The organism is Rhizobium sp. AAP116, assembly GCF_001295785.1.
Taxonomy (GTDB): domain Bacteria; phylum Pseudomonadota; class Alphaproteobacteria; order Rhizobiales; family Rhizobiaceae; genus Allorhizobium.
This window is the reverse complement of the sequence record NZ_LJIB01000008.1, coordinates 138,905-159,765: the sequence shown is the minus strand read 5'-3', so window position 1 is coordinate 159,765 and position 20,861 is coordinate 138,905. Positions and strand designations below refer to the sequence as shown.

General features: G+C 61.6%; 21 protein-coding genes and 1 tRNA gene. 11 read left to right on the top strand and 11 right to left on the bottom strand.

Features of this window, described 5'->3' with window-relative positions:
- Positions 1–2 precede the first annotated feature (2 nt).
- On the bottom strand, positions 3–863 hold the full coding sequence (dapD, locus tag IP85_RS07850; RefSeq protein WP_054149118.1) for a 2,3,4,5-tetrahydropyridine-2,6-dicarboxylate N-succinyltransferase: 861 nt from the start codon (positions 861–863) through the stop codon (positions 3–5).
- Positions 864–1,001: 138 nt separating this feature from the next.
- Here dapD and IP85_RS07845 point away from each other — a divergent pair, with 138 nt between their 5' ends.
- Positions 1,002–1,880: an LOG family protein gene (locus IP85_RS07845; RefSeq protein WP_054149117.1), complete on the top strand. Its 879-nt coding sequence runs from the start codon at positions 1,002–1,004 to the stop codon at positions 1,878–1,880.
- 39 nt (positions 1,881–1,919) lie between these two features.
- Here IP85_RS07845 and IP85_RS07840 read toward each other — a convergent pair whose 3' ends face one another.
- Entirely contained in the window at positions 1,920–2,603 is a 684-nt protein-coding gene (locus tag IP85_RS07840) for a calcium-binding protein (RefSeq protein WP_054149116.1), read from the bottom strand.
- Between the two features lie 108 nt (positions 2,604–2,711).
- Positions 2,712–3,431 (bottom strand): pyrimidine 5'-nucleotidase, encoded by a 720-nt coding sequence (locus tag IP85_RS07835; protein WP_054149115.1) that lies wholly within the window; start codon positions 3,429–3,431, stop codon positions 2,712–2,714.
- 318 nt (positions 3,432–3,749) lie between these two features.
- Between IP85_RS07835 and IP85_RS07830 the strand changes: the two genes are divergently transcribed.
- Both IP85_RS07830 and IP85_RS07825 read left to right on the top strand, forming a co-directional pair.
- A complete protein-coding gene (locus IP85_RS07830) occupies positions 3,750–4,664 on the top strand; it encodes an EamA family transporter (protein WP_054149114.1) in 915 nt (304 codons plus the stop codon).
- Positions 4,665–4,976: 312 nt separating this feature from the next.
- Positions 4,977–6,473 carry an MFS transporter gene (locus IP85_RS07825; RefSeq protein ID WP_054149113.1) on the top strand — a complete coding sequence of 499 codons (1,497 nt, stop codon included), beginning with the start codon at positions 4,977–4,979 and terminating at the stop codon, positions 6,471–6,473.
- Between the two features lie 21 nt (positions 6,474–6,494).
- Here the strand turns inward: IP85_RS07825 and argB are convergent, their stop codons facing one another.
- Positions 6,495–7,382, bottom strand: a complete 888-nt coding sequence (argB, locus tag IP85_RS07820) for an acetylglutamate kinase (protein WP_054149112.1) — start codon at positions 7,380–7,382, stop codon at positions 6,495–6,497.
- 158 nt (positions 7,383–7,540) lie between these two features.
- Between argB and IP85_RS07815 the strand changes: the two genes are divergently transcribed.
- From IP85_RS07815 to IP85_RS07805, 3 genes are all read left to right on the top strand, one after another.
- Positions 7,541–8,086: a sigma-70 family RNA polymerase sigma factor gene (locus tag IP85_RS07815; protein ID WP_054149111.1), complete on the top strand. Its 546-nt coding sequence runs from the start codon at positions 7,541–7,543 to the stop codon at positions 8,084–8,086.
- Positions 8,073–8,789, top strand: a complete 717-nt coding sequence (locus IP85_RS07810) for an anti-sigma factor (RefSeq protein WP_054149110.1) — start codon at positions 8,073–8,075, stop codon at positions 8,787–8,789. Before IP85_RS07815 ends, IP85_RS07810 begins: the two co-directional genes overlap by 14 nt.
- A 180-nt stretch (positions 8,790–8,969) precedes the next feature.
- Positions 8,970–9,527: a fasciclin domain-containing protein gene (locus tag IP85_RS07805; RefSeq protein ID WP_054149109.1), complete on the top strand. Its 558-nt coding sequence runs from the start codon at positions 8,970–8,972 to the stop codon at positions 9,525–9,527.
- 59 nt (positions 9,528–9,586) lie between these two features.
- Here IP85_RS07805 and yihA read toward each other — a convergent pair whose 3' ends face one another.
- Genes yihA through rpmH form a run of 5 tightly spaced genes read right to left on the bottom strand, consistent with a single transcriptional unit; the run spans position 9,587 to position 13,607 of the window.
- Positions 9,587–10,246 carry a ribosome biogenesis GTP-binding protein YihA/YsxC gene (gene yihA / locus IP85_RS07800; protein ID WP_054149108.1) on the bottom strand — a complete coding sequence of 220 codons (660 nt, stop codon included), beginning with the start codon at positions 10,244–10,246 and terminating at the stop codon, positions 9,587–9,589.
- 48 nt (positions 10,247–10,294) lie between these two features.
- Positions 10,295–11,200, bottom strand: coding sequence for a DMT family transporter (locus IP85_RS07795; RefSeq protein ID WP_054149107.1), 906 nt, complete (start codon positions 11,198–11,200; stop codon positions 10,295–10,297).
- Positions 11,201–11,257: 57 nt separating this feature from the next.
- Entirely contained in the window at positions 11,258–13,051 is a 1,794-nt protein-coding gene (gene yidC / locus IP85_RS07790; RefSeq protein ID WP_054149106.1) for a membrane protein insertase YidC, read from the bottom strand.
- Entirely contained in the window at positions 13,048–13,437 is a 390-nt protein-coding gene (gene rnpA, locus IP85_RS07785) for a ribonuclease P protein component (protein WP_054149105.1), read from the bottom strand. The genes yidC and rnpA overlap by 4 nt, the downstream gene beginning before the upstream one ends.
- A gap of 32 nt (positions 13,438–13,469) precedes the next feature.
- Positions 13,470–13,607 (bottom strand): 50S ribosomal protein L34, encoded by a 138-nt coding sequence (rpmH, locus tag IP85_RS07780; protein ID WP_006727993.1) that lies wholly within the window; start codon positions 13,605–13,607, stop codon positions 13,470–13,472.
- Positions 13,608–14,037: 430 nt separating this feature from the next.
- On the opposite strand from rpmH, the gene IP85_RS07775 reads away from it, so the two are divergent.
- From IP85_RS07775 to IP85_RS07760, 4 genes are all read left to right on the top strand, one after another.
- The gene (locus IP85_RS07775) at positions 14,038–15,471 is read left to right on the top strand and encodes a HAMP domain-containing sensor histidine kinase (protein WP_245280832.1); all 1,434 of its coding nucleotides are present in this window, start codon (positions 14,038–14,040) and stop codon (positions 15,469–15,471) included.
- Positions 15,472–15,589: 118 nt separating this feature from the next.
- Positions 15,590–15,666 (top strand) — tRNA-Arg (locus tag IP85_RS07770).
- Between the two features lie 287 nt (positions 15,667–15,953).
- On the top strand, positions 15,954–16,994 hold the full coding sequence (locus IP85_RS07765) for a 4-hydroxyproline epimerase (RefSeq protein ID WP_054149103.1): 1,041 nt from the start codon (positions 15,954–15,956) through the stop codon (positions 16,992–16,994).
- Between the two features lie 157 nt (positions 16,995–17,151).
- Complete coding sequence (locus IP85_RS07760) at positions 17,152–17,886, top strand: Crp/Fnr family transcriptional regulator (protein ID WP_054149102.1); 735 nt, start codon at positions 17,152–17,154, stop codon at positions 17,884–17,886.
- 14 nt (positions 17,887–17,900) lie between these two features.
- Here the strand turns inward: IP85_RS07760 and IP85_RS07755 are convergent, their stop codons facing one another.
- Together IP85_RS07755 and IP85_RS07750 are read right to left on the bottom strand one after the other, a co-directional pair.
- On the bottom strand, positions 17,901–18,329 hold the full coding sequence (locus tag IP85_RS07755) for an RbsD/FucU family protein (RefSeq protein ID WP_054149170.1): 429 nt from the start codon (positions 18,327–18,329) through the stop codon (positions 17,901–17,903).
- Positions 18,313–19,557, bottom strand: a complete 1,245-nt coding sequence (locus IP85_RS07750) for an ROK family transcriptional regulator (protein WP_054149101.1) — start codon at positions 19,555–19,557, stop codon at positions 18,313–18,315. The genes IP85_RS07755 and IP85_RS07750 overlap by 17 nt, the downstream gene beginning before the upstream one ends.
- Positions 19,558–19,788: 231 nt before the next feature.
- Here IP85_RS07750 and IP85_RS07745 point away from each other — a divergent pair, with 231 nt between their 5' ends.
- Positions 19,789–20,814: a sugar ABC transporter substrate-binding protein gene (locus tag IP85_RS07745; protein WP_054149169.1), complete on the top strand. Its 1,026-nt coding sequence runs from the start codon at positions 19,789–19,791 to the stop codon at positions 20,812–20,814.
- The last annotated feature ends 47 nt before the right edge of the window (positions 20,815–20,861 follow it).

Genomic DNA, 20,861 nt, shown 5'->3' with positions numbered 1-20,861 from the left:
CTTTAGTCGCGCAGCAATTCGTTGATGCCGGTCTTCGAGCGGGTCTTTTCATCGACGCGCTTGACGATGACGGCGCAGTAGAGATGCGGCGCGGCCAAGCCGTTTGCCATGACCGCATTGCCCGAGGGCATGGAGCCGGCAACGACGACGGAATAGGGCGGCACTTCGCCATACATCACTTCGCCGGTGGCTCGGTCGACGATCTTGGTCGACTTGCCGATGTAAACGCCCATGCCGAGAACCGAGCCTTCGCGGATGATGCAGCCTTCAACGACTTCCGAGCGGGCACCGATGAAGCAATTGTCCTCGATGATCGTCGGGCCGGCCTGCAACGGCTCAAGCACGCCGCCGATGCCGACGCCGCCGGACAGATGCACGTTGGCGCCGATCTGGGCGCAGGAGCCGACCGTCGCCCAGGTGTCAACCATGGTGTTTTCACCGACATAGGCGCCGAGATTGACGAAGGACGGCATCAGGACGACGCCCTTGGACACGTAAGCCGAGCGGCGGACAACGGCGTTCGGTACGGCGCGGAAGCCGGCCGAGCGGAATTCGCTTTCGCCCCAGCCTTCGAACTTCGACGGCACCTTGTCCCACCAGGTGGAAGCACCCGGACCGCCCTTCACGACTTCCATGTCGTTCAGACGGAAGGAGAGGAGCACGGCCTTCTTCAGCCACTGATGCACGGTCCATGTCCCGTCTTCGCCACGGGCTGCGACACGAACCTGGCCGCTGTCCAGGAGGTTGAGCGCTGTTTCGACCGCGTCGCGGATCTCGCCCGTGGTGGTGGTCGAAACCGTATCGCGGTTGTCGAATGCCGCTTCGATGACGTGTTCGAGCTGGGCGAGATCGGAGGCGCTCATCTGAATTCCTTAAACTTCGTTGTCTACCGTGGGGATGGAACCGATCAGGATCTGATCGAAAATTCGCGCAAAGCTCTAGCGCATAAAGGGCTGGAAGAAAACAGCCGTGGGAGCTCTGCGCTTTGGAAAGGAAGAGGCATGGCACGGTGGAAGAATGGCAAGCACAGACGCAAGGACGGATCCTGGGATCCGCTGAAGGATAGCTCGACCGACAAGCAGACGGCTGAAGTCATTCCGCGCACGCCGCAATCGGCGTCTTCGTCCTATACGCTTGCCTATGTCGACGATGAATTCCTCTGCCGCGAGGAACTTCGGCCGGTGCGTCTACAGCTCGAATTGCTGAAGACGGAAATGATCCTCACCGAACGAAACATCAAGTCGACGGTCGTCATGTTCGGCGGCGCGCGCATCCCCGCGCCCGGCGAAGCTGCCTGGGCGGCGAAGAACGATATCCAGAAGAAGAACCTGGAAGACGCTTCGATCTATTATGAGGAAGCCCGCAAGTTTGCTCAGCTCTGCTCTGAGCATGCACAACACAGCGACTACCAGGAATATGTGGTCGTGACCGGCGGGGGCCCCGGTGTCATGGAAGCTGGCAATCGCGGGGCTCAGGAGGTGGGCGCCCCCTCGATCGGCCTCAACATCGTCCTGCCGCACGAACAGGCGCCCAACCCCTATGTCACGCCAGAGCTCAGCTTCAACTTCCACTATTTCGCCATCCGCAAGATGCATTTCCTGATGCGTGCCAAGGCGATCACCATCTTTCCAGGCGGCTTCGGCACGCTGGACGAATTTTTCGAGACGATCACGCTCATTCAGACCAAGCGTATGGCGCCGATCCCGCTGATCCTTTTCTCCCGCGCCTTCTGGGAGGACATCATCAACTTCGAGGCGCTCGCCGCCTTCGGCACGATCGCCCCTGACGATCTAGAGCTTTTCCAGTTCGCCGAAACGGCCGAAGAGGCCTGGAAGATCATCGCTGATTTCTATGATCTGAACGACGAAGCGGCCCCATGAGGGGCCGCCGTCAGTTGATTTGGTGATGTGATCGCGCAATCAGCGCATCATGACCGGCCGCTTCGGCATATCTTCGGCGCTGATGACGCCGTCATTGTTACGGTCCATCCGGGTGAACATCCGGTCGGCCATGGCGGTCGCTTCCGCCTGGCTGATCTGGCCGTTCTCGTCGGTATCGGCCACCCGCATCATCCGGCCCTCGCCGCGCATGCCGTCTCGGCCACCGCGATCCCCGCCGCGATCGGCGCGCTCGTTGTGCCAGCCATGGCGCTTACCTTCATGTCCTTTGCCGTCATGGCCTCGGCCATCCCGACCGGGGCCGGGGCCGTTCATGGCCTGCTCCTGCGGTGCGCCACCCGGGGGTGGGGTGGGCGCATCGGCCTTGGCGGCTTCGCGTTCCGCCTGGCGCTCGGCCCGCATGGCTTCCCGGGCCGCCTTGTGCTCTTCGCGCATCGCTTCCCGATGCTGGCGCATCTCGCCAGGGATGAGCACGCCGTCCTTGTCGGCATCGATGGCGGTGAACATTGCGTTGCCCGCAGCCGTCGCTTCTTCCTTGCTGATCTTGCCGTCCTTGTTGGTGTCGTGCTGCTGCAGCATCTGCACGAACATCACTTCCGGACCGCCACGGCGCTCGCCGCGGTCCTGCGCAAAGGCGCCGCCGGCGGTCGTGCCGATCAGGAGGGAGGCTGCCACGGCGGCCAGCGTCAGGGTCTTGCCGTTCATTGGGATATCCTTTCGAGTGTCTGCTTCGATGGGATAACCGTAACGGCGGCAAGGCTCAGGCCCTACTTAACTCTCGGTAAGCTGCATGAAACTTTCGTAAGCTTGTGCTCACGCTGCATCGGAGAGCAGCCGCTGCAGGAAGCTGGTGAGATCGTCAGTGAGGTAGTCGACGATATCGGCATCGATATGCTCGACCCGCTCCCAGGTCTCAAGGATCGCGGTGTCGAGATTACGGGGCACGAGCAGCACCGTCTTCATGCCGAGTGCCTTTGGCACCATCAGATTGCGCGGCAGGTCTTCGAACATCGCGGCATGTTTCGTGTCGATGCGGTTGAGGCTCGCAAACTTGTCGTAGGTCGCGCCTGCCGGCTTCGGTACGTAATCGGCAGCGACAATGTCGAAGATGTCGTCGAAATGGTCGAGGATGCCGAGTGCCCGGGCCGCCGCTTCCGCATGCGCAACCGTGCCGTTGGTGAAGATGAATTTGCGGCCCGGCAGCTGCTTGATCGCAGACCCCAGGACCTCGTCGGGGAGAAGCGCCGAATAGTCGATCGCATGCGCCCTCTCGAGAAACGCGTTCGGATCAACCTTGTGATGCAGCATCAGCCCGGCAAGCGTCGTCCCGTGTTCGTGGTAGTAGCGCTTCTGCAGAAGCTTCGCCTCGGCCGGCTCCAACTGCAAAAGCTCGGACACGAAGGCGGTCATGTTCGTATCGATCTGCGCGAAGAGGTTGATGTGATGCGGATAGAGCGTGTTGTCGAGGTCGAAGACCCAGTCGCGCACATGGGAAAAATCGGCGGGCGAGGGGATCTTGGCTGGCGTGTTCATCAGGTCCTCTTGGGCAGTGCGAAAGGCCTGACGACATCAGGCGCATTGCCTCTAATTAGCATTGGTCGCCGCTTCGGGAAGTGCTATCTGGAAAAGATGGGAAAGAAGATGGCGATTTCTGCAATGGAGCGGGTCGTGGTCCTGCAGGACCGCAAGCGCCTGCCCGCGCGTTTTCATCCGGTCAGCGCCGGTACGATTCGCCAGCGTCAGGCGTGAGCCGCAGGACCTGAGGCGTAAGCTCAGGTAAGACCTCCCCCCTTTCCGATTTCCTACCGCAAGCCGACATCCCTGCGCTGCGGCTCTTCTGGACGCTCTCCCATGGAACTTTGGGCCCTCATCACGGCTGGCAGCGCCTTCCTGCAAAACCTGCGCTCGACGCTGCAAAAACACCTTAAAGGCCGGATGGGCACAACAGGTGCCACCTTCGTCCGCTTTGGCTTCGGCCTGCCCTTCGCCTTCCTCTATCTCGCCATCCTGCATCTTGGCCTCGACCGTCCGCTGCCGGTGCCGGGGCTGACCTTTGCGATCTGGGCGGTCATCGGGGCGCTCGCGCAGATCACCGCCACCTTCCTGCTCGTGCACCTCTTTTCGTTCCGAAACTTCGCCGTCGGTACCGCCTATTCGCGCACCGAACCCGCGCAAGCGGCTTTGCTGGCGCTTCTTCTGTTCGGAGAGACGATCGGCTTGGGCACGGCCGCCGCAATCCTCGTCTCGATCCTTGGTGTCATGCTGATTTCCGTGGCGCGTACGGCCTTCACGCCCATGAGCCTCGTCACCTCGGTTGGAAGCCGCACGGCACTGATCGGCCTCGCCTCCGGTTTCTTCTTCGGCGTCTCCGCGATCGCCTACCGTACCGCCTCACTGTCACTGGCCCCGAGCCTGCCCGCGCCGGATGCCATGGTGCAGGCCGGCTACACGCTTTGCGTCGTCATCACGATCCAAACCCTGTCGATGTTTCTTTGGATGGCTTGGCGTGATCGGACAGAGCTGACCCGCGTCCGCGCTGCCTGGAAGGTCAGCGCCCTCGTCGGTTTCGTTGGCGCCACGGCCTCCTTCGGCTGGTTCACGGCCATGACGCTGCAGCAGGTGGCGGTGGTCAAGGCGCTCGCCCAGGTCGAGATGCTGTTCACCTTTGCGTCGTCGGTGCTGTTCTTCAAGGAGAGGATCAACAGGCTGGAGATTGCGGGATGCGTGCTGATTGTGTTCGGGGTTTTGTTGCTGGTGCTGGTGTGAGGGGCGATACCCCTCTCCCCCCTTGTGGGAGAGGTTACAAAATCGAGGGCCTGGCCCGATCAGGGCTAAACCTCAGATTTTGTTGGTGACGGGATCGGTTCCGTTGCCACGACATCACGGACCCGCTCACTTGCGATTTCTGATGTTTAGGCCATTTGCACTGGCCTAATTCATCGAAATCGCTTTCCCCACCAAGGGGGAGATGGGACCCCACGCCCACCTCGGCATAGTGGACACACTTGCCCCGTTGCGACCCATCCCGCTGCGCGATACACCGTACGGCACAAGCGCGCCGAGGGCGGGGAGACAAAAGTGCACACCAAGACACCCGCGTCACCAACGATCAGCGCCGACGCGTCGCATCCATACCCCAAGCGCTGGACGGCTCTGGCGGTCATGATGCTGGCGAACTTCATGAACCTGCTTGATGTCACCATCGTCAATGTCGCGCTGCCGAGCCTTCAGTCGGAGCTTGGCGCGACCTCGAGCCAGATCGAATGGGTGGTGGCCGGCTATGTGCTCGTCTTCGCGCTCGGGCTTTTGCCGTTTGGCCGGCTCGGCGATGTCCGGGGCAAAAAGCAGGTTTTTCTCGTCGGTGTGGCGGCCTTCACTATCGCCTCGCTGCTGTGCGGCCTGGCGCCTGACATCGGCTGGCTGGTCGTCGCACGCTTGCTGCAGGGCGCGGGGGCTGCGGTGATGACGCCTCAGGTGCTGGCGATTGCCCAGATGATGTTCCCGCCGAAAGAGCGGGCTGCGGCCTTCTCCTTGTTCGGCCTCAGCGCCGGCCTCGCTTCGGTGTCCGGGCCCATCCTCGGCGGGTGGCTGATCAGTCTCGATGTACTCGGGCTTGGCTGGCGGCCGATTTTTCTCATCAACATTCCAGTCGGGATCATGACCATCCTGCTCGGCTGGCGTCTGATCCCGGCACTTCCGCCCAAGCCCGGCCTGAAGAACGATTTCGTCGGCATCATTCTGGCTGCCCTGACGATCTTTTGCATCATCTTCCCGCTGATCGAGGGACGCGGTTTCGGCTGGCCCCTTTGGTGCTTCGTGATGGTCGCGATGGCCATTCCCTTTGGCGTGGTCTTCAGCTTCTGGGAGCGTCGCCAGCACCGCATCAAGGCACCGGAACTTTTACCCGTGGCGCTGATGAAAAACCGCAACTATGTCATCGGCTCGCTGATGACTGCGACCTTCTTCTCGACGCTGCCCGGCTTCTTTCTGATTTTTGCGATGTTCCTGCAGCAGGGTTATGGTCTCACCCCGCTGCAGTCGGGCATGACCACCGTGCCCTTCTCCGTTGGAATCTTCATCGCTTCGTTGATTTCAGGCCGCCTTGGCAGTATTGCGCCGCGCATCCGTGTGGTCGTCGGTGTCGTCATGGTGGTGATCGGCATGGGGCTGTTGCGGAGCGAGATCCAGACTGTAGGGGACAGCATTGACCGCATGGCGCTCCTGCCCTGGTTCCTGCTCAGCGGCCTTGGCATGGGCATTGCGATTGCGCCGATGTTCCAACTCGTGCTGGCCGGGGTGCCGCCGCAGGATGCCGGTGGCGGATCGGGGGCGCTTCAGGCGATCCAGCAGGTGGGAAGCGCATTGGGGATCGCGATCGTCAGCGAGATCTTCTTCTCGGATCTGGCGAGGAATGCTGCCGCGGGGATGTCTGGACAGCAGGTTTATGCCGAAGGCCTGAGCCTCGGCCTGATCTACAACTTCGTCGCCTATGCGATCGTGCTGATCGCGGTTGCCTCGATGCGCACAGTGACGCCGGGAAGCGAGAAGCTGGAGCGTCCGCTGCCGATCGAGTGACCGGCAGCGTTGAGATCCGAGTCAGGGAACGAGCAGCGTGCCTGCACCCGTCTCGGTGAAGAGCTCGAGCAATACGGAATGGGCGGTCTTGCCGTTGAGGATGACGACGCCCTGCACGCCGGCCTGGATGGCCTCGATGCAGGTCTCGACCTTCGGGATCATGCCGCCCGAGATCGTGCCGTCCTTGATCAGCGCATGGGCTTCGGCGACCGAGAGTTCCTTGATCAGCTTGCCGTCCTTGTCGAGCACGCCGGGAACGTCGGTGAGGAAGAGCAGGCGCGAGGCATTGAGGGCACCGGCAATCGCACCGGCAAAGGTATCGGCGTTGATGTTGTAGGTCGCGCCGTCGCGGCCGGGAGCAACAGGCGCGATGACCGGGATCATCTCGGAGCGGGCCAGAAGATCGAGCAGGGTGCGGTCGACTTCGACGACATCACCGACGAAGCCGAGATCGAGCACGCGCTCGATATTGCTGTCGGGATCACGCACCTTCTTCTGCGCCTTTTCGGCAAAGACCATATTGCCGTCCTTGCCGCAGAGCCCGATCGCCCATTCTCCGGTCTGGTTGATGAGGGCGACGATTTCCTTGTTGATCGAGCCGGCCAGCACCATCTCGACGATCTCGACGGTCTTCTGGTCGGTGACGCGAAGGCCGTTCTCGAAGCGTGATTCGATGCCCATACGGGCAAGCATCGCGCCGATCTGCGGACCGCCGCCATGCACGACGATCGGGTTGACGCCGGACTGCTTCAGAAGCGCAATATCGGCTGCAAACGCCTTGCCGAGCTCGGGATTGCCCATGGCATGGCCGCCATATTTGACGACGATCGTCTTGTTCTCGTAGCGCTGCATGAAGGGCAGGGCCTGGACGAGAAGGCGGGCCTGCATTTCGCTTTCGGTCGATGTCATGGGAAACCTCGCATTGGATGGCGGCCTTTTAGCGCATGTGTCGCCTGTAGGGAATAATCGAGCCACAATATAAGCGGCACGTGACATGCTTCTTCTTCTCGTCGCATTGTCCACCGAAGATGTCGTGCTATATCAAGGCCACTGGGTGAGGGGGCTCTATGGAACGCGACGACATCGGCGGATTGCTGGCCCGGGTAGCCCTGCGGGACCGGAGCGCCTTCTCCTTGCTCTATGGTCGTATTTCGGCGAAACTTTTCGCTATCTGCATCCGTATGCTCAAAGACAGGGGAGAGGCCGAAGAGGCGCTCCAGGACGTGTTCGTCAAGATCTGGCACAAGGCCGGCAGCTATACGGGCGACGGCGACAATGCCTATCCATGGCTCTGCGCCATCGTCCGCTACCACTGCATTGATCGTCTTCGGGCGCGTCGACCGCAGGGGGAAGACATAGAGGCGGCGATCGATCTGGCGGATCTCGCGCCGGATCCGGAGCAGCATGCGATGCTCCGATCCGAGGGTGGCCGCATTGACACATGCCTGGAGGCATTGGATCCTGATCGGGCGCTCGCCGTTCGCCAGGCCTATGTGGAAGGACTGTCCTATCAGGAACTGGCCGACCATTTCGCCGTTCCCTTGAACACGATGCGTACTTGGCTGCGGCGCAGCCTTTTGAAACTGAGAGAGTGCATGGATGAGCACGCCTGACCAAAGCAAGGGAGACCGGTCGCGGGACGAAGTTCTTGCGGGCGAATACGTCCTGGGCGTCCTGAGTGGAGCCGAGCGCCAGAAGGTGGACGCACGTCTGCGCCACGACCGGCAGTTCGCCGCCATGGTCAAGCGCTGGGAAGAGAACCTCACCCAGTTCAACGACGATTACGCCGAGGCCTCACCGCCGGATCAGCTGTTTTCGAAGATCGAGGATCGGCTGTTTGCGTCTCCTGCCGCGGTCGCGGCGGTAAAGGGCAGCCTGTGGAATTCACTGGTGCTCTGGCGCGGCCTGAGCTTTGCTTCCATTGCGGCACTCGGTCTGGTGTTCGGGCTCGATTATGCAGAACGCATGCGTCCAATGCCGCAGGCCGCTCTGACCGCCGAACTTGCTGGCGAGAACCAGGCGATTGCCCTGCATGCACGCTACGACGGGAACTCGGGCCGCCTCGCTGTCACGCCCGTCGCAAGCGGTGGTTCAGATGAGAAGTCGCTCGAACTTTGGCTCGTCGAGGGTGAACAGGCGCCGATATCGCTCGGCGTGCTGCCGCAGACCGGGCAAGGCGAACTCGACGTTCCCGAGGCGCTGCGCGCGCGCCTGACGGAGGGTGTCGTGCTGGCCGTCAGTCTTGAGCCTTTCGGTGGATCGCCAACTGGAAAAGCCACCGGGCCTGTCGTGGCGCTCGGCGAAGTTCGTCCCTGACGAAGAAATTCCCTCATGAATTCAATGGATTATTTTCAGGCGGCCGATTTTGGCGGGCCGCCTGAAACTTCTTTGGACAACGCGCCGTCCTTGGTGATGTTCCCGCTGAGGAACGCCCCCGATGTCCCGCCCGAACCGCAGGGACACGATCGTGAACACCAAGGATAAGAGGAAACCGTAATGTTCAAGACCGCTCTTCGCCCGCTCGCATTCTCCGCAGCCATCCTGGCAGGCGCTGCCGCAGCCTATGCCGCCAATCCGATGGTCGGCGGTGGTGAAATGCTCGAGACCAAGAACATCGTCGAAAACGCCGTCAATTCGAAGGATCACACGACGCTCGTTGCCGCCGTCCAGGCAGCCGGTCTTGTTGAAACCCTGTCGGGCGCCGGTCCGTTCACCGTCTTCGCACCGACCAATGATGCCTTCGCCAAACTGCCGGCCGGCACTGTCGACACGCTGCTTAAGCCGGAGAACAAGGAACAGCTCACCAAGGTTCTGACCTGCCACGTGGTGGCAGCTGACGTGATGTCCGAAGCCCTCGTCAAGATGATCTCCGACAATGGCGGTGAAGCCGATGTCGCAACCGTCGGCGGCTGCGTGCTGAAGGGCAAGGCAGCGGACGGCAAGGTCACTCTGACCGACGAGAATGGCGGCGTCTCAACCGTCACGATCGCCGACGTCAAGCAGTCGAACGGCGTCATCCATGTCGTCGACACGGTGATCCTGCCGAAGATGTAAGGAACGACGGTTCGGCCCGATCTCCGCCTGATAGGGTCGACCTGATCGGAGCCTGAGCGTCAAAGGCTCCGACCGATGGCCTCGCTGATTGCCCCGCGCAATTGGTCGAGGCCATCACCTTTTTCAGATGATGTCGAGAGAACGCCCGGGAAGGCGGCAGGCCGCTTCTTGATCTTTTCCTGCGTTTCCGCGATCAGCTTCGGCACGGCGGGAGCCTTGATCTTGTCGGTCTTGGTGAGCACGATCTGGTAGGAGACGGCCGCCTTGTCGAGCAGGCCAAGCACTTCCTCGTCGTTCTTCTTCAGACCATGGCGGCTGTCGATCAGCACATAGACGCGCTTCAGCGTCGCGCGACCCCGAAGATAATCGAAAACCAGCTTCGTCCAGGCATCGACGTGTTCCTTCGGCGCCTGGGCATAGCCGTAGCCGGGCATGTCGACGAGCGCCATCGGCGGCAGGTCTCCGGCGCCGCCGGAGTAGCCGTCGGGCACGAAGTAGTTGAGCTCCTGCGTGCGACCGGGTGTGTTCGACGTGCGTGCCAGACCCTTCTGGCCGACGAGCGCATTGATCAGCGACGACTTGCCGACATTCGAGCGCCCGGCAAAGGCCACTTCGAGCGGGCCTTCCGGCGGCAGGAATTCCATCGACGGCACGCCGCGGATGAAGATCCAGGGGCGGCCGAAAAGCGGCTGGTCGGGTTTGTCGTGTGTCTCGGTCATGGGATGGCCTTTCGTAAGCGGGACAGATCCGGGTTTTGGCCCGGAAAGTCAAGCAGCAGAGGTCGGAACGGGCCGCAACGCCTGCCGCGCGTGGCTTATGACATAGGTGAAGAGGGCGGCCATGACGAGCGCGCCGCCGATGATCGTGCGCCCCGACGGGATCTCGTCGTGCAGGATCACCATCCAGACTGGCGCAAGGATCATCTCGGCGGTACCGAGCAACGCCGCGAGTGCCGAGGGGATCATCCGGGCACCGGTGACGTAAAGCGCCATGCCGAGCCCGAGATTGAGGGCGCCGAAGCAGAAGAGCAAAGCGAGGTCGTGGAAGCCGACGGCGAAGGCGCCGGCCTGGCTTGCAGCAATGGCGCAGGCGATGAAGGATCCGCCACAGGCAGCCGGCGTCATGCGGATGCCGGGATAGCGGCGGGTCAGCACCGTCATGCAGGCGAAGATCGCCGGAATGGCGGCGGCCAGCGTCAGCCCGAGGATCGAGCCGCCGTCACCGATCGAGGCCGAGACCATGATGCCCACACCGAGGATGACGGCTGCGATGGCGCCCCAGGTGACCGGCGTGATCGGTTCCCCCAGTACGACGCGCGCGAGAAGGGCTGCAAACAGCGGGATGGATGCCATGAACAGCACGACATTGGCCACCGGTGTCATGGTGACGGCAAGCACGAAGAAGGTCGAGACAAGGGCAAAACCGACGGCGATGCAGAAGCCCGGCCAGCCCATGGCGCGGAACAGGCGTATCGTGCCATCGATCCGATCACGGATCAGCATGAAGGCAAGGAGAAAAAGGCCAGCGAACAGGCAGCGCCAGAACACGATCGTCCAGCCATCCTCCACGCCGATGAAACGCTGGATCGCTCCGCCATAGCTCCACGCGACCGCCGAGCCGGCAACGAGAGCAATGCCGAGCCAGGAACGTTGTGTGGCGGAGGAGTCGGACATGGGATTAAATCTCGATCACCATAGAAAAAGCCCCGGCATGGCCGGGGCTTTTGATCGTCACTTGGTCTGGGCCGGTTTCCGCCGGAACATGTTGGCGATGTTCTTGAACAGCTCGATCTCCACGCCGTGGCGCTTCATGATCAAGGCCTGCTGCAGAATCGACAGCGTGTTGTTCCACGCCCAGTAGATCACCAGGCCGGCGGGGAAGGTGCCGAGCATGAAGGTGAAGACAACGGGCATCCAGTTGAACAGCATCGCCTGGGTCGGATCCGGCGGCGTCGGGTTCATGCGCATCTGGACCCACATGGTGACGCCCATGATGAGCGGCCAGACGCCGATCATCAGGAAGAGCGGCGGCGTGAAGGGCAGCAGACCGAACAGGTTGAACAAGCTCGTCGGATCGGGAGCGGAGAGATCCTGGATCCAGCCGAAGAACGGCGCGTGGCGCATTTCGATGGTGACGTAGATGACCTTGTAGAGCGCGAAGAAGACCGGGATCTGCAGGAGTACCGGCCAGCAGCCGGCAACCGGATTGATCTTCTCTTCCTTGTAGAGCGCCATCATCGCCTGCTGCAGGCCCATGCGGTCGTCGGCATACTTGGTCTTCAGTTCTTCGAGCTTCGGCTGGACACGCTTCATGTTGGCCATGGAGGCGTACTGCTTGTTGGCGAGCGGGAAGAACAACAGCTTGACGACGATGGTGGTGAGCAGGATGGCCACGCCGAAATTACCGACGAGATGGAAGAAGTAGTCCATCAGGTGGAACATTGGCTTGGTGATGAAGTAGAACCAGCCCCAGTCGATCATCAGATCAAACTTCGGAATACCAAGGCTTTCCTGGTAGCTGTCGATGACCGGAACCTGCTTGGCACCGGCAAACAAGAGGGTCTTGACCGAGGTGCTCTGGCCGGCCGGAATGCTGACGGCATCGTTCTTGTAATCGGCCTGGAAGCGGGCCTGACCGTCGGTGAAGTAGGAGAAGCGCGATTCGTAAGGCAGGGTCTGCTGCGGAATGAGCGACGTGGCCCAGTACTTGTCCGTGATGCCGAGCCAGCCACCGGTGGCCTTGGCATTGGCAACGGCGTCTTCCTCTACATCCGTATAGTCGTATTCCGCCAGGCTGCCCTCGGTGCCGACGACGCCGAGGAAACCTTCATGCAGAACGAAGATCGAAGGCGTGGACGGCTTGTTGTAGCGGGTCACGCGGCCATAGGGCGCAAGGCTTGCGGACGCAGCGCCATTGTTCACGATCTGGTCTTCGATGGTGAACATGTAATGTTCGTCGACGGCGATCGTGCGGGTAAAGGTGAGGCCGGCTTCGTTGGTGAAGGTCAGCGTAAGAGGTGTCGCCTCGGTCAGCTTTGCGCCTTCGGGTGCCGTCCAGACGGTGTTGGGGCCCGGAACGGAACCGGCATTTTCGCCGGCGATAAACCCGAGTTCGGCAAAATAGCCGTCCCGTGTTTCGGCAGGATTGAACAGGGTAACGATCGGGCTCGTCGGATCGACGGTCTCGCGGTACTGTCGCAGCTTCAGATCGTCGAAGCGGGCACCGGTGAGATTGATGGAGCCGACGAGATCCTGGGTGTCGATCTCGACGCGGGCCGTCCGGGCCACGGCGGCATCGCGGCTTGCTTCCGGATTGGCGGCCGCACCCGCTGGCAAGCTACCGTCAACCGTGGCTGCAGGGCTCGTCGCCTGCTGCTCGGCCTGCGCCTGCTGCTGGGCGATCTGCGCCTCCTGAGCCTGACGCTGGGCCTCGATACGCGGGTTCATATAGAAGAACTGCCAGGCGAGGACGATCACCACCGATAAGGCAATCGCGATGAAATAGTTGCGGTTGTTCTGCATCACTCTTTCCTGGGAGCGGTCTTGTTCGACCGGGAGTTATTCGTCTGGCGGTTTTCGATGCGCAGGATCAATTGCCGGGACAATTGATCGAAAGGTACATCGAGTACCTCGCGCCGGGCGACAATGACATAGTCGTGTCCCGGCTGCATTGCAAACGCCGCATTCAGTCGCACGGCTTCTTTCAGCCTGCGCCGCATGCGGTTACGTTCCACTGCATTGCCGTGTTTCTTGGTGACTGTGAAGCCCACGCGGGGCCGCGCGTCATCCTTGCGGTCGAGAACCTCCAGAAGGAAGGTGCGACCCTTGCGCGCTTCGCCGTGCCTGACGGCGAGAAACTGAGGCCGGCTCTTGAGCCGGCCAACAGATGTCTTGGAGTCCGTGGACGTCATGGGCCCGTCAGTCTCGTCGGGCTCATCCGGCCTTAGGCCGAGAGCTTCGCGCGACCGCGAGCGCGGCGTGCGTTGAGGACCTGACGGCCGCCCTTGGTGGCCATACGCGCACGGAAACCGTGGCGGCGCTTGCGAACAAGCTTGGAAGGTTGGAAAGTACGCTTCGACATTTATTTAATACCGCGGTGTGCGGCCCTTCTTGGATGTGCAAATTGCAACAGCGTTTTGGTTCGTCGCACGGGTGAGCGCCGCCGGGCGCCTGTATCCGAACGTGCGCGGCTTATAGTGTCAGGGCGCACAGGAGTCAATCACGCGGCTTTTTAGCCTCTATCTTGCGAATAAAGGCGAAAAAACCGCGTCTCGCCACACATCCGCCACGCCGGCTCCATCGTTTATACTGGTGACCACGCAAAGAACATGACCAAACTTTCATGTTCCTTCGCGGCTTGCGCGTGATACGCATGAGAAGACAGCTTCACACTGACGTGAAGTCGTGCCGGACGGCGCCATAATTGGGCAGGCCGGAACGATAAGGAATGAGGGCCGATGCTCGACCGGCAGGACAATCATCTGCAGGCCGACCTCTCCGGGGGGTATGCCATGCCGTCCCGCATCAGGGGACTATCCGGCAAGCTCCTGTGGCTGACAATCGCCTTCGTAATGCTGGCTGAGATCCTGATCTTTGCACCGTCCGTTGCCACGATGCGCCAGCGCTGGCTGCAGGATCGGCTGAACACAGCCGCTGCTGCTGGAGTGGTGATCGATGGACTCCAGCCGCTGGAGCTGCCCCGTGGTGTTCAGGAAGATACGCTGACGACCACGGGAACGAAGGCCATCGTGCTTCGCAAGGACGGCACCTCGCGCCTGCTTGCCGTGACCGAGATGCCGAGCGAAGTGGATGCCGCCTTCGACCTCTCGGATTACTCGGAGCTCGGATCGATCCGCGACGCCTTCTACACGCTGATCTTCGGCGGCGACCGCCTGTTGCGCGTCTACGGGCCCATCGCGGAAGGCAGTGACGTGACTGTCGAGATCGTCATGGACGAAGCGCCGCTGCGCACGGCCATGCTCGGCTATGCCCGAAACATCCTCTTCATCTCCTTGATTATTTCCGTTATCGCTGCCGTCCTGATGTTCCTGGCGATCAATCGCGTGATGATCATGCCGGTGCGACGTCTGGCCCGAAGCATGCAGGTGTTCGCGGAAAATCCCGAAGATCCCACGCGCGTGTTGCCGCCGACCGTCGGAAATGACGAGATCGCGGTTGCTGGGCGTCATCTTTCACGGATGCAGGACCAATTGCAGAAGACGCTGCGGCAGCAGAAGACGCTCGCTGACCTCGGTCTCGCCGTCTCCAAGATCAATCACGACATGCGCAACATCCTGGCCTCGGCCCAGCTGATGTCCGACCGTCTGGTCGATGTCGACGATCCCCTGGTGAAAAGCTTCGCCCCCAAGCTCTTGCGCACCATCGATCGCGCCGTCGGCTATACCAGCGAGGTTCTCTCCTATGGCCAGACCTCGGAAGCCGAGCCGCGCCGTCGCCGCTTCCTTTTGTCTGAAGTCTGTCAGGAGGTTCGGGATCTCCTGCATCTGAGCCACGAGGCGGGTATCGAATTCATCGACAACGTCGGCGTCGACATCGAGGTCGATGCCGATAGCGAGCAACTCTTCCGCGTCATTCACAACATCTGCCGCAACGCCATCCAGGCGCTGGCCACCTTCACGCCTGATGATCCGGAGCATGTCCGGCGCATCACCGTATCCGCCCAGCGAACCGGATCGGTCGTGGCCATCGTCATCGACGACACGGGCCCCGGCATGCCGCGCAAGGCGCGGGAGAACCTCTTCACTGCCTTCCGTGGTTCGGCGCGTTCCGGCGGCACGGGCCTCGGTCTTGCGATTGCCCGGGAACTTGTGATCGCCCATGGTGGAACAATCGCCCTTGTGGAAAAGCCGGGTCCCGGCACCATGTTCCGTGTCGAAATCCCCGACAGGCCAGTGGCTCTCGACGACTGGCGCGCCCGCGCCTGAGGCCGTCCGGCGAGGCACGTGACAGGAAAATGACTCTTTTTTCGAAAAGGGCGCTTGCAATCCTGATCGTCCCGCTTTAGAGGATCGCCACACGCCGACGCACAGTCGGCCTTGGCAAGCACCCGTAGCTCAGCTGGATAGAGCACCAGACTACGAATCTGGGGGTCAGGAGTTCGAATCTCTTCGGGTGCGCCATTTACTCTCGCTTTCATCATGGCATGATTGTCGGCGTCAGCTGACCAAGGGCAAGCTTATTGCCGTGACTCTACGTGCGGTCTTACTCGCGGGGATCGCCAAAGCCGTTTTCATGAACACGCAATAAAAGCACTTGGATATCTCGTTCCCCTGATTTAACACGGCCCCGGCAACGTTGCAGGTCGCCGCCTGTGATGTATCCCCTTGAGATGTCGCATAAGCTTGTGCTCTTGAAGGGCAGTGGCCCGCTTTCGCGACGGGCTGGTCGACGGGCATGGGGTAATGACATGAGATGGAAGCGCACTCTTCAATTGCTCGACGTTCACGCCGAGGGTGAAATCGGCAAGGTCGCCATCGGTGGCGTGCCGAAGATCCCGGGTGAGACCGTCGCCGAGCAGTTGCTTTGGCTGAACACGGATCCCAAGGGCGAGGCGCTGAGGCGCATGCTGGTGCTCGAGCCGCGCGGCGCACCTATCGGCTCCGTGAACCTGCTGCTGCCGCCGAAGAACCCCTCCGCCGATGCCGCCTTCGTCATTCTCCAGCCCGACCAGGCCCATGCGAGCTCCGGCTCCAACTCGATCTGCGTGACGACGGCGCTTTTGGAAAGCGGCATGGTCGAGATGCAGGAGCCCGAGACGGTCGTCATGCTGGAAACGGCAGCCGGACTCGTCAAGGCGACCGCCACCTGCCGTGACGGGCGCTGCGAGCGCGTCAAGCTCACCATGGTGCCGTCCTTCGTGCACGAGCTGGATGTGACGCTCGACACCGAGCAATGGGGCCGCATCACCTTCGATCTGAGCTATGGCGGCATCTTCTATGCGCTCGTCGATGTCGGTCAGGTCGGGCTCACGATCGAAAAGGGCAATGCCCGGGCGCTTGTCGAGGCCGGCATGATCCTGAAGGAAGAGATCAATCGCAAGATCCCCGTTGTCCATCCCGAGATCCCGGCCATTTCCGGCGTTGCCTATGTGATGTTCCGCGATGTCGATCCTGACGGTGCAATCCGCACCTGTACCACGATGTGGCCGGGGCGCGTCGATCGCTCGCCCTGTGGCACCGGCAACTCGGCCAATCTTGCGACGCTCCATGCGCGTGGCAAGGCGAAGGTTGGCGACGTGATGCTGTCGCGGTCGATCATCGGCTCCGAATTCGAGGTCGGACTCTCGGCGCTGTCGGAGGTCGCCGGATGTCCTGCCGTCATTCCGACGATCAGCGGTCGCGGCTTCACCTTCGGCCTGCATCAGGTCGCGCTCGATCCCTTCGATCCCTTCGAGCGCGGCTTTGCCCTCACCGACGTCTGGGGGCCGTCATCGGGTTCCATCGGTTGACTCTTGCGCACCGGTTTCTGCATTGTTTCAAATTGAATGAAATTCGATGCTCTGCGGTAGCCGAATTGTAAGGGTCTTGGTTTTCGACATCTTGCTAAGCATCGATACCGGCGAATAAGTAAGCTCCATCGTCATGAACGCGACAAGTAATCCGTAAATGAAAGCAAACGCTACGACAGGCTCCGCCCTGCCGCTTCCGGCAACAACGCTTCCGACACTGCGCGGATGTGCGATTTTTTCTGGTCTCACGCCGGAAGAGGACCGCGAATGGCTTTTGCGCTGCCATTCTCGTACGCTGAGTGCCGGCGAAAGTCTGGTCGACTTCGAGGATATGTCCAAGGATGTCTTCATCGTCCAGACGGGCGAGATCCGCGCCGTGCTGCGTTTCTCCGTCGGTAAGGAGGCCATTCTCGGCAGCTTCAAGCGCGGCGACATCCTCGGCGAACAGTCCGCCATCGATGATATGGCCCGTTCCGCAAGCCTCATGGCCGTTAGCGACGCAACGGTGACCGTGATCCCCTGCATCGTCTTTCTCGACATTCTGCGGCAGAGGTCTGATGTCGCGCTGGCGCTGCTGCAGCTTCTTTCGAAGCGTATCAGGGCGATGAACGATCGCCTGTCGGAACTCTCGTTTCTCGACACCAAGCACCGCCTTTACAACACGCTGCTAAGGCTTTCGCGCGTGCGCAACGACGGTGGTCGTGAACGCATCATTTCGCCGCCGCTGGTGCATGCGGAACTGGCAGAACATATCGGCGCTAGCCGAGAGACGGTGTCGCGCGAGATGTCGAGGCTGGCGCGCGAACAGCTGGTGGAGCGCACCAGCCGCGCCATCGTTCTGAAGAACCCCGTGGAACTGTCCCGACGGATCTCGCGCGCCCTCGAGGGCTGAGCGCAGCCGCTGGATCAGGGGTAGATTACGCCCTTGCGCAGGATCACATTGGCGTAGAGGCGCGGCTCACCCGTCTGTACGACGGTATGGGCGGCCTTGACCCGGTTGTAGAAATCCGCACCGATCAGCTTCGTCACGGGTACTTTCGGCTCATGCTTTGCGCAGCAGTCGATGATCTCCTGATGCACCGGATCGACCTGGTCCGGCCTCCCACCGACGACAGACCGAAAGATCGCCTCCGGCACGAAATCGTCGATCGGCATCACGCTGAGGATCGCGTTCAGCACGGGCACGAGGTGATGCCCGTCGAGGCGTACCAGGCGCCGCGCATGTTCGAGCGCAGGGTAGTTGCCGTCAACGATGGCGATCTCGTCGCCATGGCCCATGGCGCGGAGGGTGGCGAGAAGTTCGGGGCTTAGGAGGGGATCAATGCCCTTCAGCATGGGTGGTATCCTTGAACAACACGGTTTGATCGATGAGATAGCGGTCGAAGATCGGCAGGCTCGCGCCGCCGATGGCGCGGGCCTGATCGCCGACCTCGCCCTCGACGATGTCGGGAATGACGACGCCCTGCAGGTCGAGGCGGTTCATCGCCTCGATGGTGGCCTTGACCAGGCGATGGCGAACCCAGGCCGGGAAGCCGCCGTCGATGATCGCGGCAGCAAAGTCGATGATCGATGCGGCCGCGATCACGGCCTGAGCCAGCGCTGCTGCCGTATCCTGGATCCAGATTTCCAGCGGCTCGCCGAAGTCGATCCATTCTTCCGCTGCATACCAGAGCGGCTGGGGATCGAGCCCACGTTCTCGCAGCAGGTTCTCGAGAACGAAGATCGAGGCGATGTCGAGAAGCTGGCGCGTCTGGCCGTGTTTGTCGCGGACGGGCAGGGGGCCGATCGCTCCTGCGGTCCCGGTTCGGCCGACGAAGAGGGACGAATTGACGACGATGCCGCCGCCGATGAACGAGCCGATGTAGAAGTAGACGAAATCCGGGTAGCGTTGGCCTGCGCCAAACACCAGTTCTGCTCCGCAGGCACTGGTCGCGTCGTTGCGCAGATAGACGGGATGCGCCATGCGGCTCTGGACCTCGACCTGCAGGTCGACCTTGCGCCAGATATCCATCGCCCCTTCCGGTGCGCCGACTTCCTCGGCCCAGTTCCAGAGTTCGAAGGGGGCGGCAATGCCGATTCCGGCAATGCGTGCCCGCGTGTGTTCGTCCATTTCAGCTTCCATGGCGGCGATGCCGTCACAGATGAAGGGCAGGAGATGATCGGGATGGGGGTAGCGATAGGTGCGGTGGCGTTGCTCCCGAATCGTGCCGGCGAAATCCATCAGCACGAGGTCGGCGCTTCGGCGGCCAATTTTCACGCCGAAGGAAAAGACCGCTTCCGGGTTGATGAACATCGGAACGGAGGGCTGGCCGACACGGCCGCGGATCGGTTCGCCGCGCATCAAGAGTTCGTCGCTTTCGAGCGAGCGCATGATAACCGAGACGGTCTGGGCGGAAAGGCCGGTAAGGCGAGCGATATCGGCCTTCGAACAGCCAGGATTCTGCCGCACGAGTGATAGGACCAGCCGCTCGTTATAGGCGCGCACGCGCACCTGGTTCGAGCCGCCGCCGGCGCTCACCCTGGGCGCCGGATCCGCCAGTCGTGCATGATCATCCTGTGACACTGAAGGCCGCTCCTCCCGACCGCTTCCTTTTACGAAAGCGCTCGCAGAATGTCACACCGATTTAATAATTCAACTGGATTTATTTATTGACAGCTGAAATGTCCTCATGTTCTAAATGGGCCCGTGGAGGAGTGGATGCCTGATGGCAGCCGATCGGATCGCCGGAGGGTGATCCGTGCCGACACGCTGCGGCCGGAGGAGCTGGCCGACACCATTCGGGAGGATTACCAAATGAAAAAGTCTCTGATCACTGCTGCCCTGTCGACCCTTGCCCTCGGCGTTGTTTTCGCCGCCCCGGCACAGGCAGCCGACGTTTCTGCCTGCCTCATCACCAAGACCGACACCAACCCCTTCTTCGTCAAGATGAAGGAAGGCGCGACCGCCAAGGCCGCCGAGCTTGGCGTGACGCTCAAGTCCTATGCCGGCAAGGTCGACGGCGATAGCGAAAGCCAGGTTGCCGCCATCGAAACCTGCATTGCCGACGGCGCAAAGGGCATTCTGCTCACCGCATCCGACACCAAGGGCATTGTTCCGGCTGTTCAGAAGGCCCGTGACGCAGGTCTCCTCGTCATCGCCCTCGACACGCCGCTGGAGCCGATCGATTCTGCCGACATGACCTTCGCGACCGACAACCTTCTCGCCGGCGAACTGATCGGCAAGTGGGCAGCAGCAACCCTCGGCGACGCCGCCAAGGACGCCAAGATAGCCTTCCTCAACCTGACCCCCTCGCAGCCGTCGGTCGATGTCCTGCGTAACCAGGGCTTCATGAAGGGCTTCGGCATTGACGTGGTCGACATCAACAAGATCGGCGACGAAACCGATCCGCGCATCGTTGGCCATGACATCACCAACGGCAATGAAGAAGGCGGCCGCACCGCCATGGAAAACCTTCTCCAGAAGGATCCGTCTATCAATGTCGTTCACACCATCAACGAACCGGCAGCCGCCGGCGCCTATGAAGCGCTGAAGGCCGTTGGCAAGGAAGGTGACGTGCTGATCGTGTCGGTCGACGGCGGTTGCCCGGGCGTCAAGAACGTCGCCGAAGGCGTGATCGGTGCCACCTCGCAGCAGTATCCGCTGCTGATGGCATCGCTCGGCATCGAAGCGATCAAGAAGTTCGCAGACACCGGTGAAAAACCGGCGGCCTCCGAAGGCAAGAGCTTCTTCGACACGGGCGTCGCCCTCGTCACCGACAAGCCGGCAGCCGGCGTCGAGTCGATCGACACCAAGGTCGGCACCGAGAAGTGCTGGGGCTGATCGAAACTCCTGCGCCTGAACTGAAACGTCGGCGGGAGCTCGTCTCC

What these genes read in the sequence shown, in the direction of transcription:
- dapD (WP_054149118.1), bottom strand. Translation starts at nt 863, where the DNA reads ATGAGCGCCTCCGATCTCGCCCAGCTCGAACACGTCATCGAAGCGGCA.
- IP85_RS07845 (WP_054149117.1), top strand. Translation starts at nt 1,002, where the DNA reads ATGGCACGGTGGAAGAATGGCAAGCACAGACGCAAGGACGGATCCTGG.
- IP85_RS07840 (WP_054149116.1), bottom strand. Translation starts at nt 2,603, where the DNA reads ATGAACGGCAAGACCCTGACGCTGGCCGCCGTGGCAGCCTCCCTCCTG.
- IP85_RS07835 (WP_054149115.1), bottom strand. Translation starts at nt 3,431, where the DNA reads ATGAACACGCCAGCCAAGATCCCCTCGCCCGCCGATTTTTCCCATGTG.
- IP85_RS07830 (WP_054149114.1), top strand. Translation starts at nt 3,750, where the DNA reads ATGGAACTTTGGGCCCTCATCACGGCTGGCAGCGCCTTCCTGCAAAAC.
- argB (WP_054149112.1), bottom strand. Translation starts at nt 7,382, where the DNA reads ATGACATCGACCGAAAGCGAAATGCAGGCCCGCCTTCTCGTCCAGGCC.
- IP85_RS07815 (WP_054149111.1), top strand. Translation starts at nt 7,541, where the DNA reads ATGGAACGCGACGACATCGGCGGATTGCTGGCCCGGGTAGCCCTGCGG.
- IP85_RS07810 (WP_054149110.1), top strand. Translation starts at nt 8,073, where the DNA reads ATGAGCACGCCTGACCAAAGCAAGGGAGACCGGTCGCGGGACGAAGTT.
- IP85_RS07805 (WP_054149109.1), top strand. Translation starts at nt 8,970, where the DNA reads ATGTTCAAGACCGCTCTTCGCCCGCTCGCATTCTCCGCAGCCATCCTG.
- yihA (WP_054149108.1), bottom strand. Translation starts at nt 10,246, where the DNA reads ATGACCGAGACACACGACAAACCCGACCAGCCGCTTTTCGGCCGCCCC.
- IP85_RS07795 (WP_054149107.1), bottom strand. Translation starts at nt 11,200, where the DNA reads ATGTCCGACTCCTCCGCCACACAACGTTCCTGGCTCGGCATTGCTCTC.
- rnpA (WP_054149105.1), bottom strand. Translation starts at nt 13,437, where the DNA reads ATGACGTCCACGGACTCCAAGACATCTGTTGGCCGGCTCAAGAGCCGG.
- rpmH (WP_006727993.1), bottom strand. Translation starts at nt 13,607, where the DNA reads ATGTCGAAGCGTACTTTCCAACCTTCCAAGCTTGTTCGCAAGCGCCGC.
- IP85_RS07775 (WP_245280832.1), top strand. Translation starts at nt 14,038, where the DNA reads ATGCCGTCCCGCATCAGGGGACTATCCGGCAAGCTCCTGTGGCTGACA.
- IP85_RS07765 (WP_054149103.1), top strand. Translation starts at nt 15,954, where the DNA reads ATGAGATGGAAGCGCACTCTTCAATTGCTCGACGTTCACGCCGAGGGT.
- IP85_RS07760 (WP_054149102.1), top strand. Translation starts at nt 17,152, where the DNA reads ATGAAAGCAAACGCTACGACAGGCTCCGCCCTGCCGCTTCCGGCAACA.
- IP85_RS07755 (WP_054149170.1), bottom strand. Translation starts at nt 18,329, where the DNA reads ATGCTGAAGGGCATTGATCCCCTCCTAAGCCCCGAACTTCTCGCCACC.
- IP85_RS07745 (WP_054149169.1), top strand. Translation starts at nt 19,789, where the DNA reads ATGAAAAAGTCTCTGATCACTGCTGCCCTGTCGACCCTTGCCCTCGGC.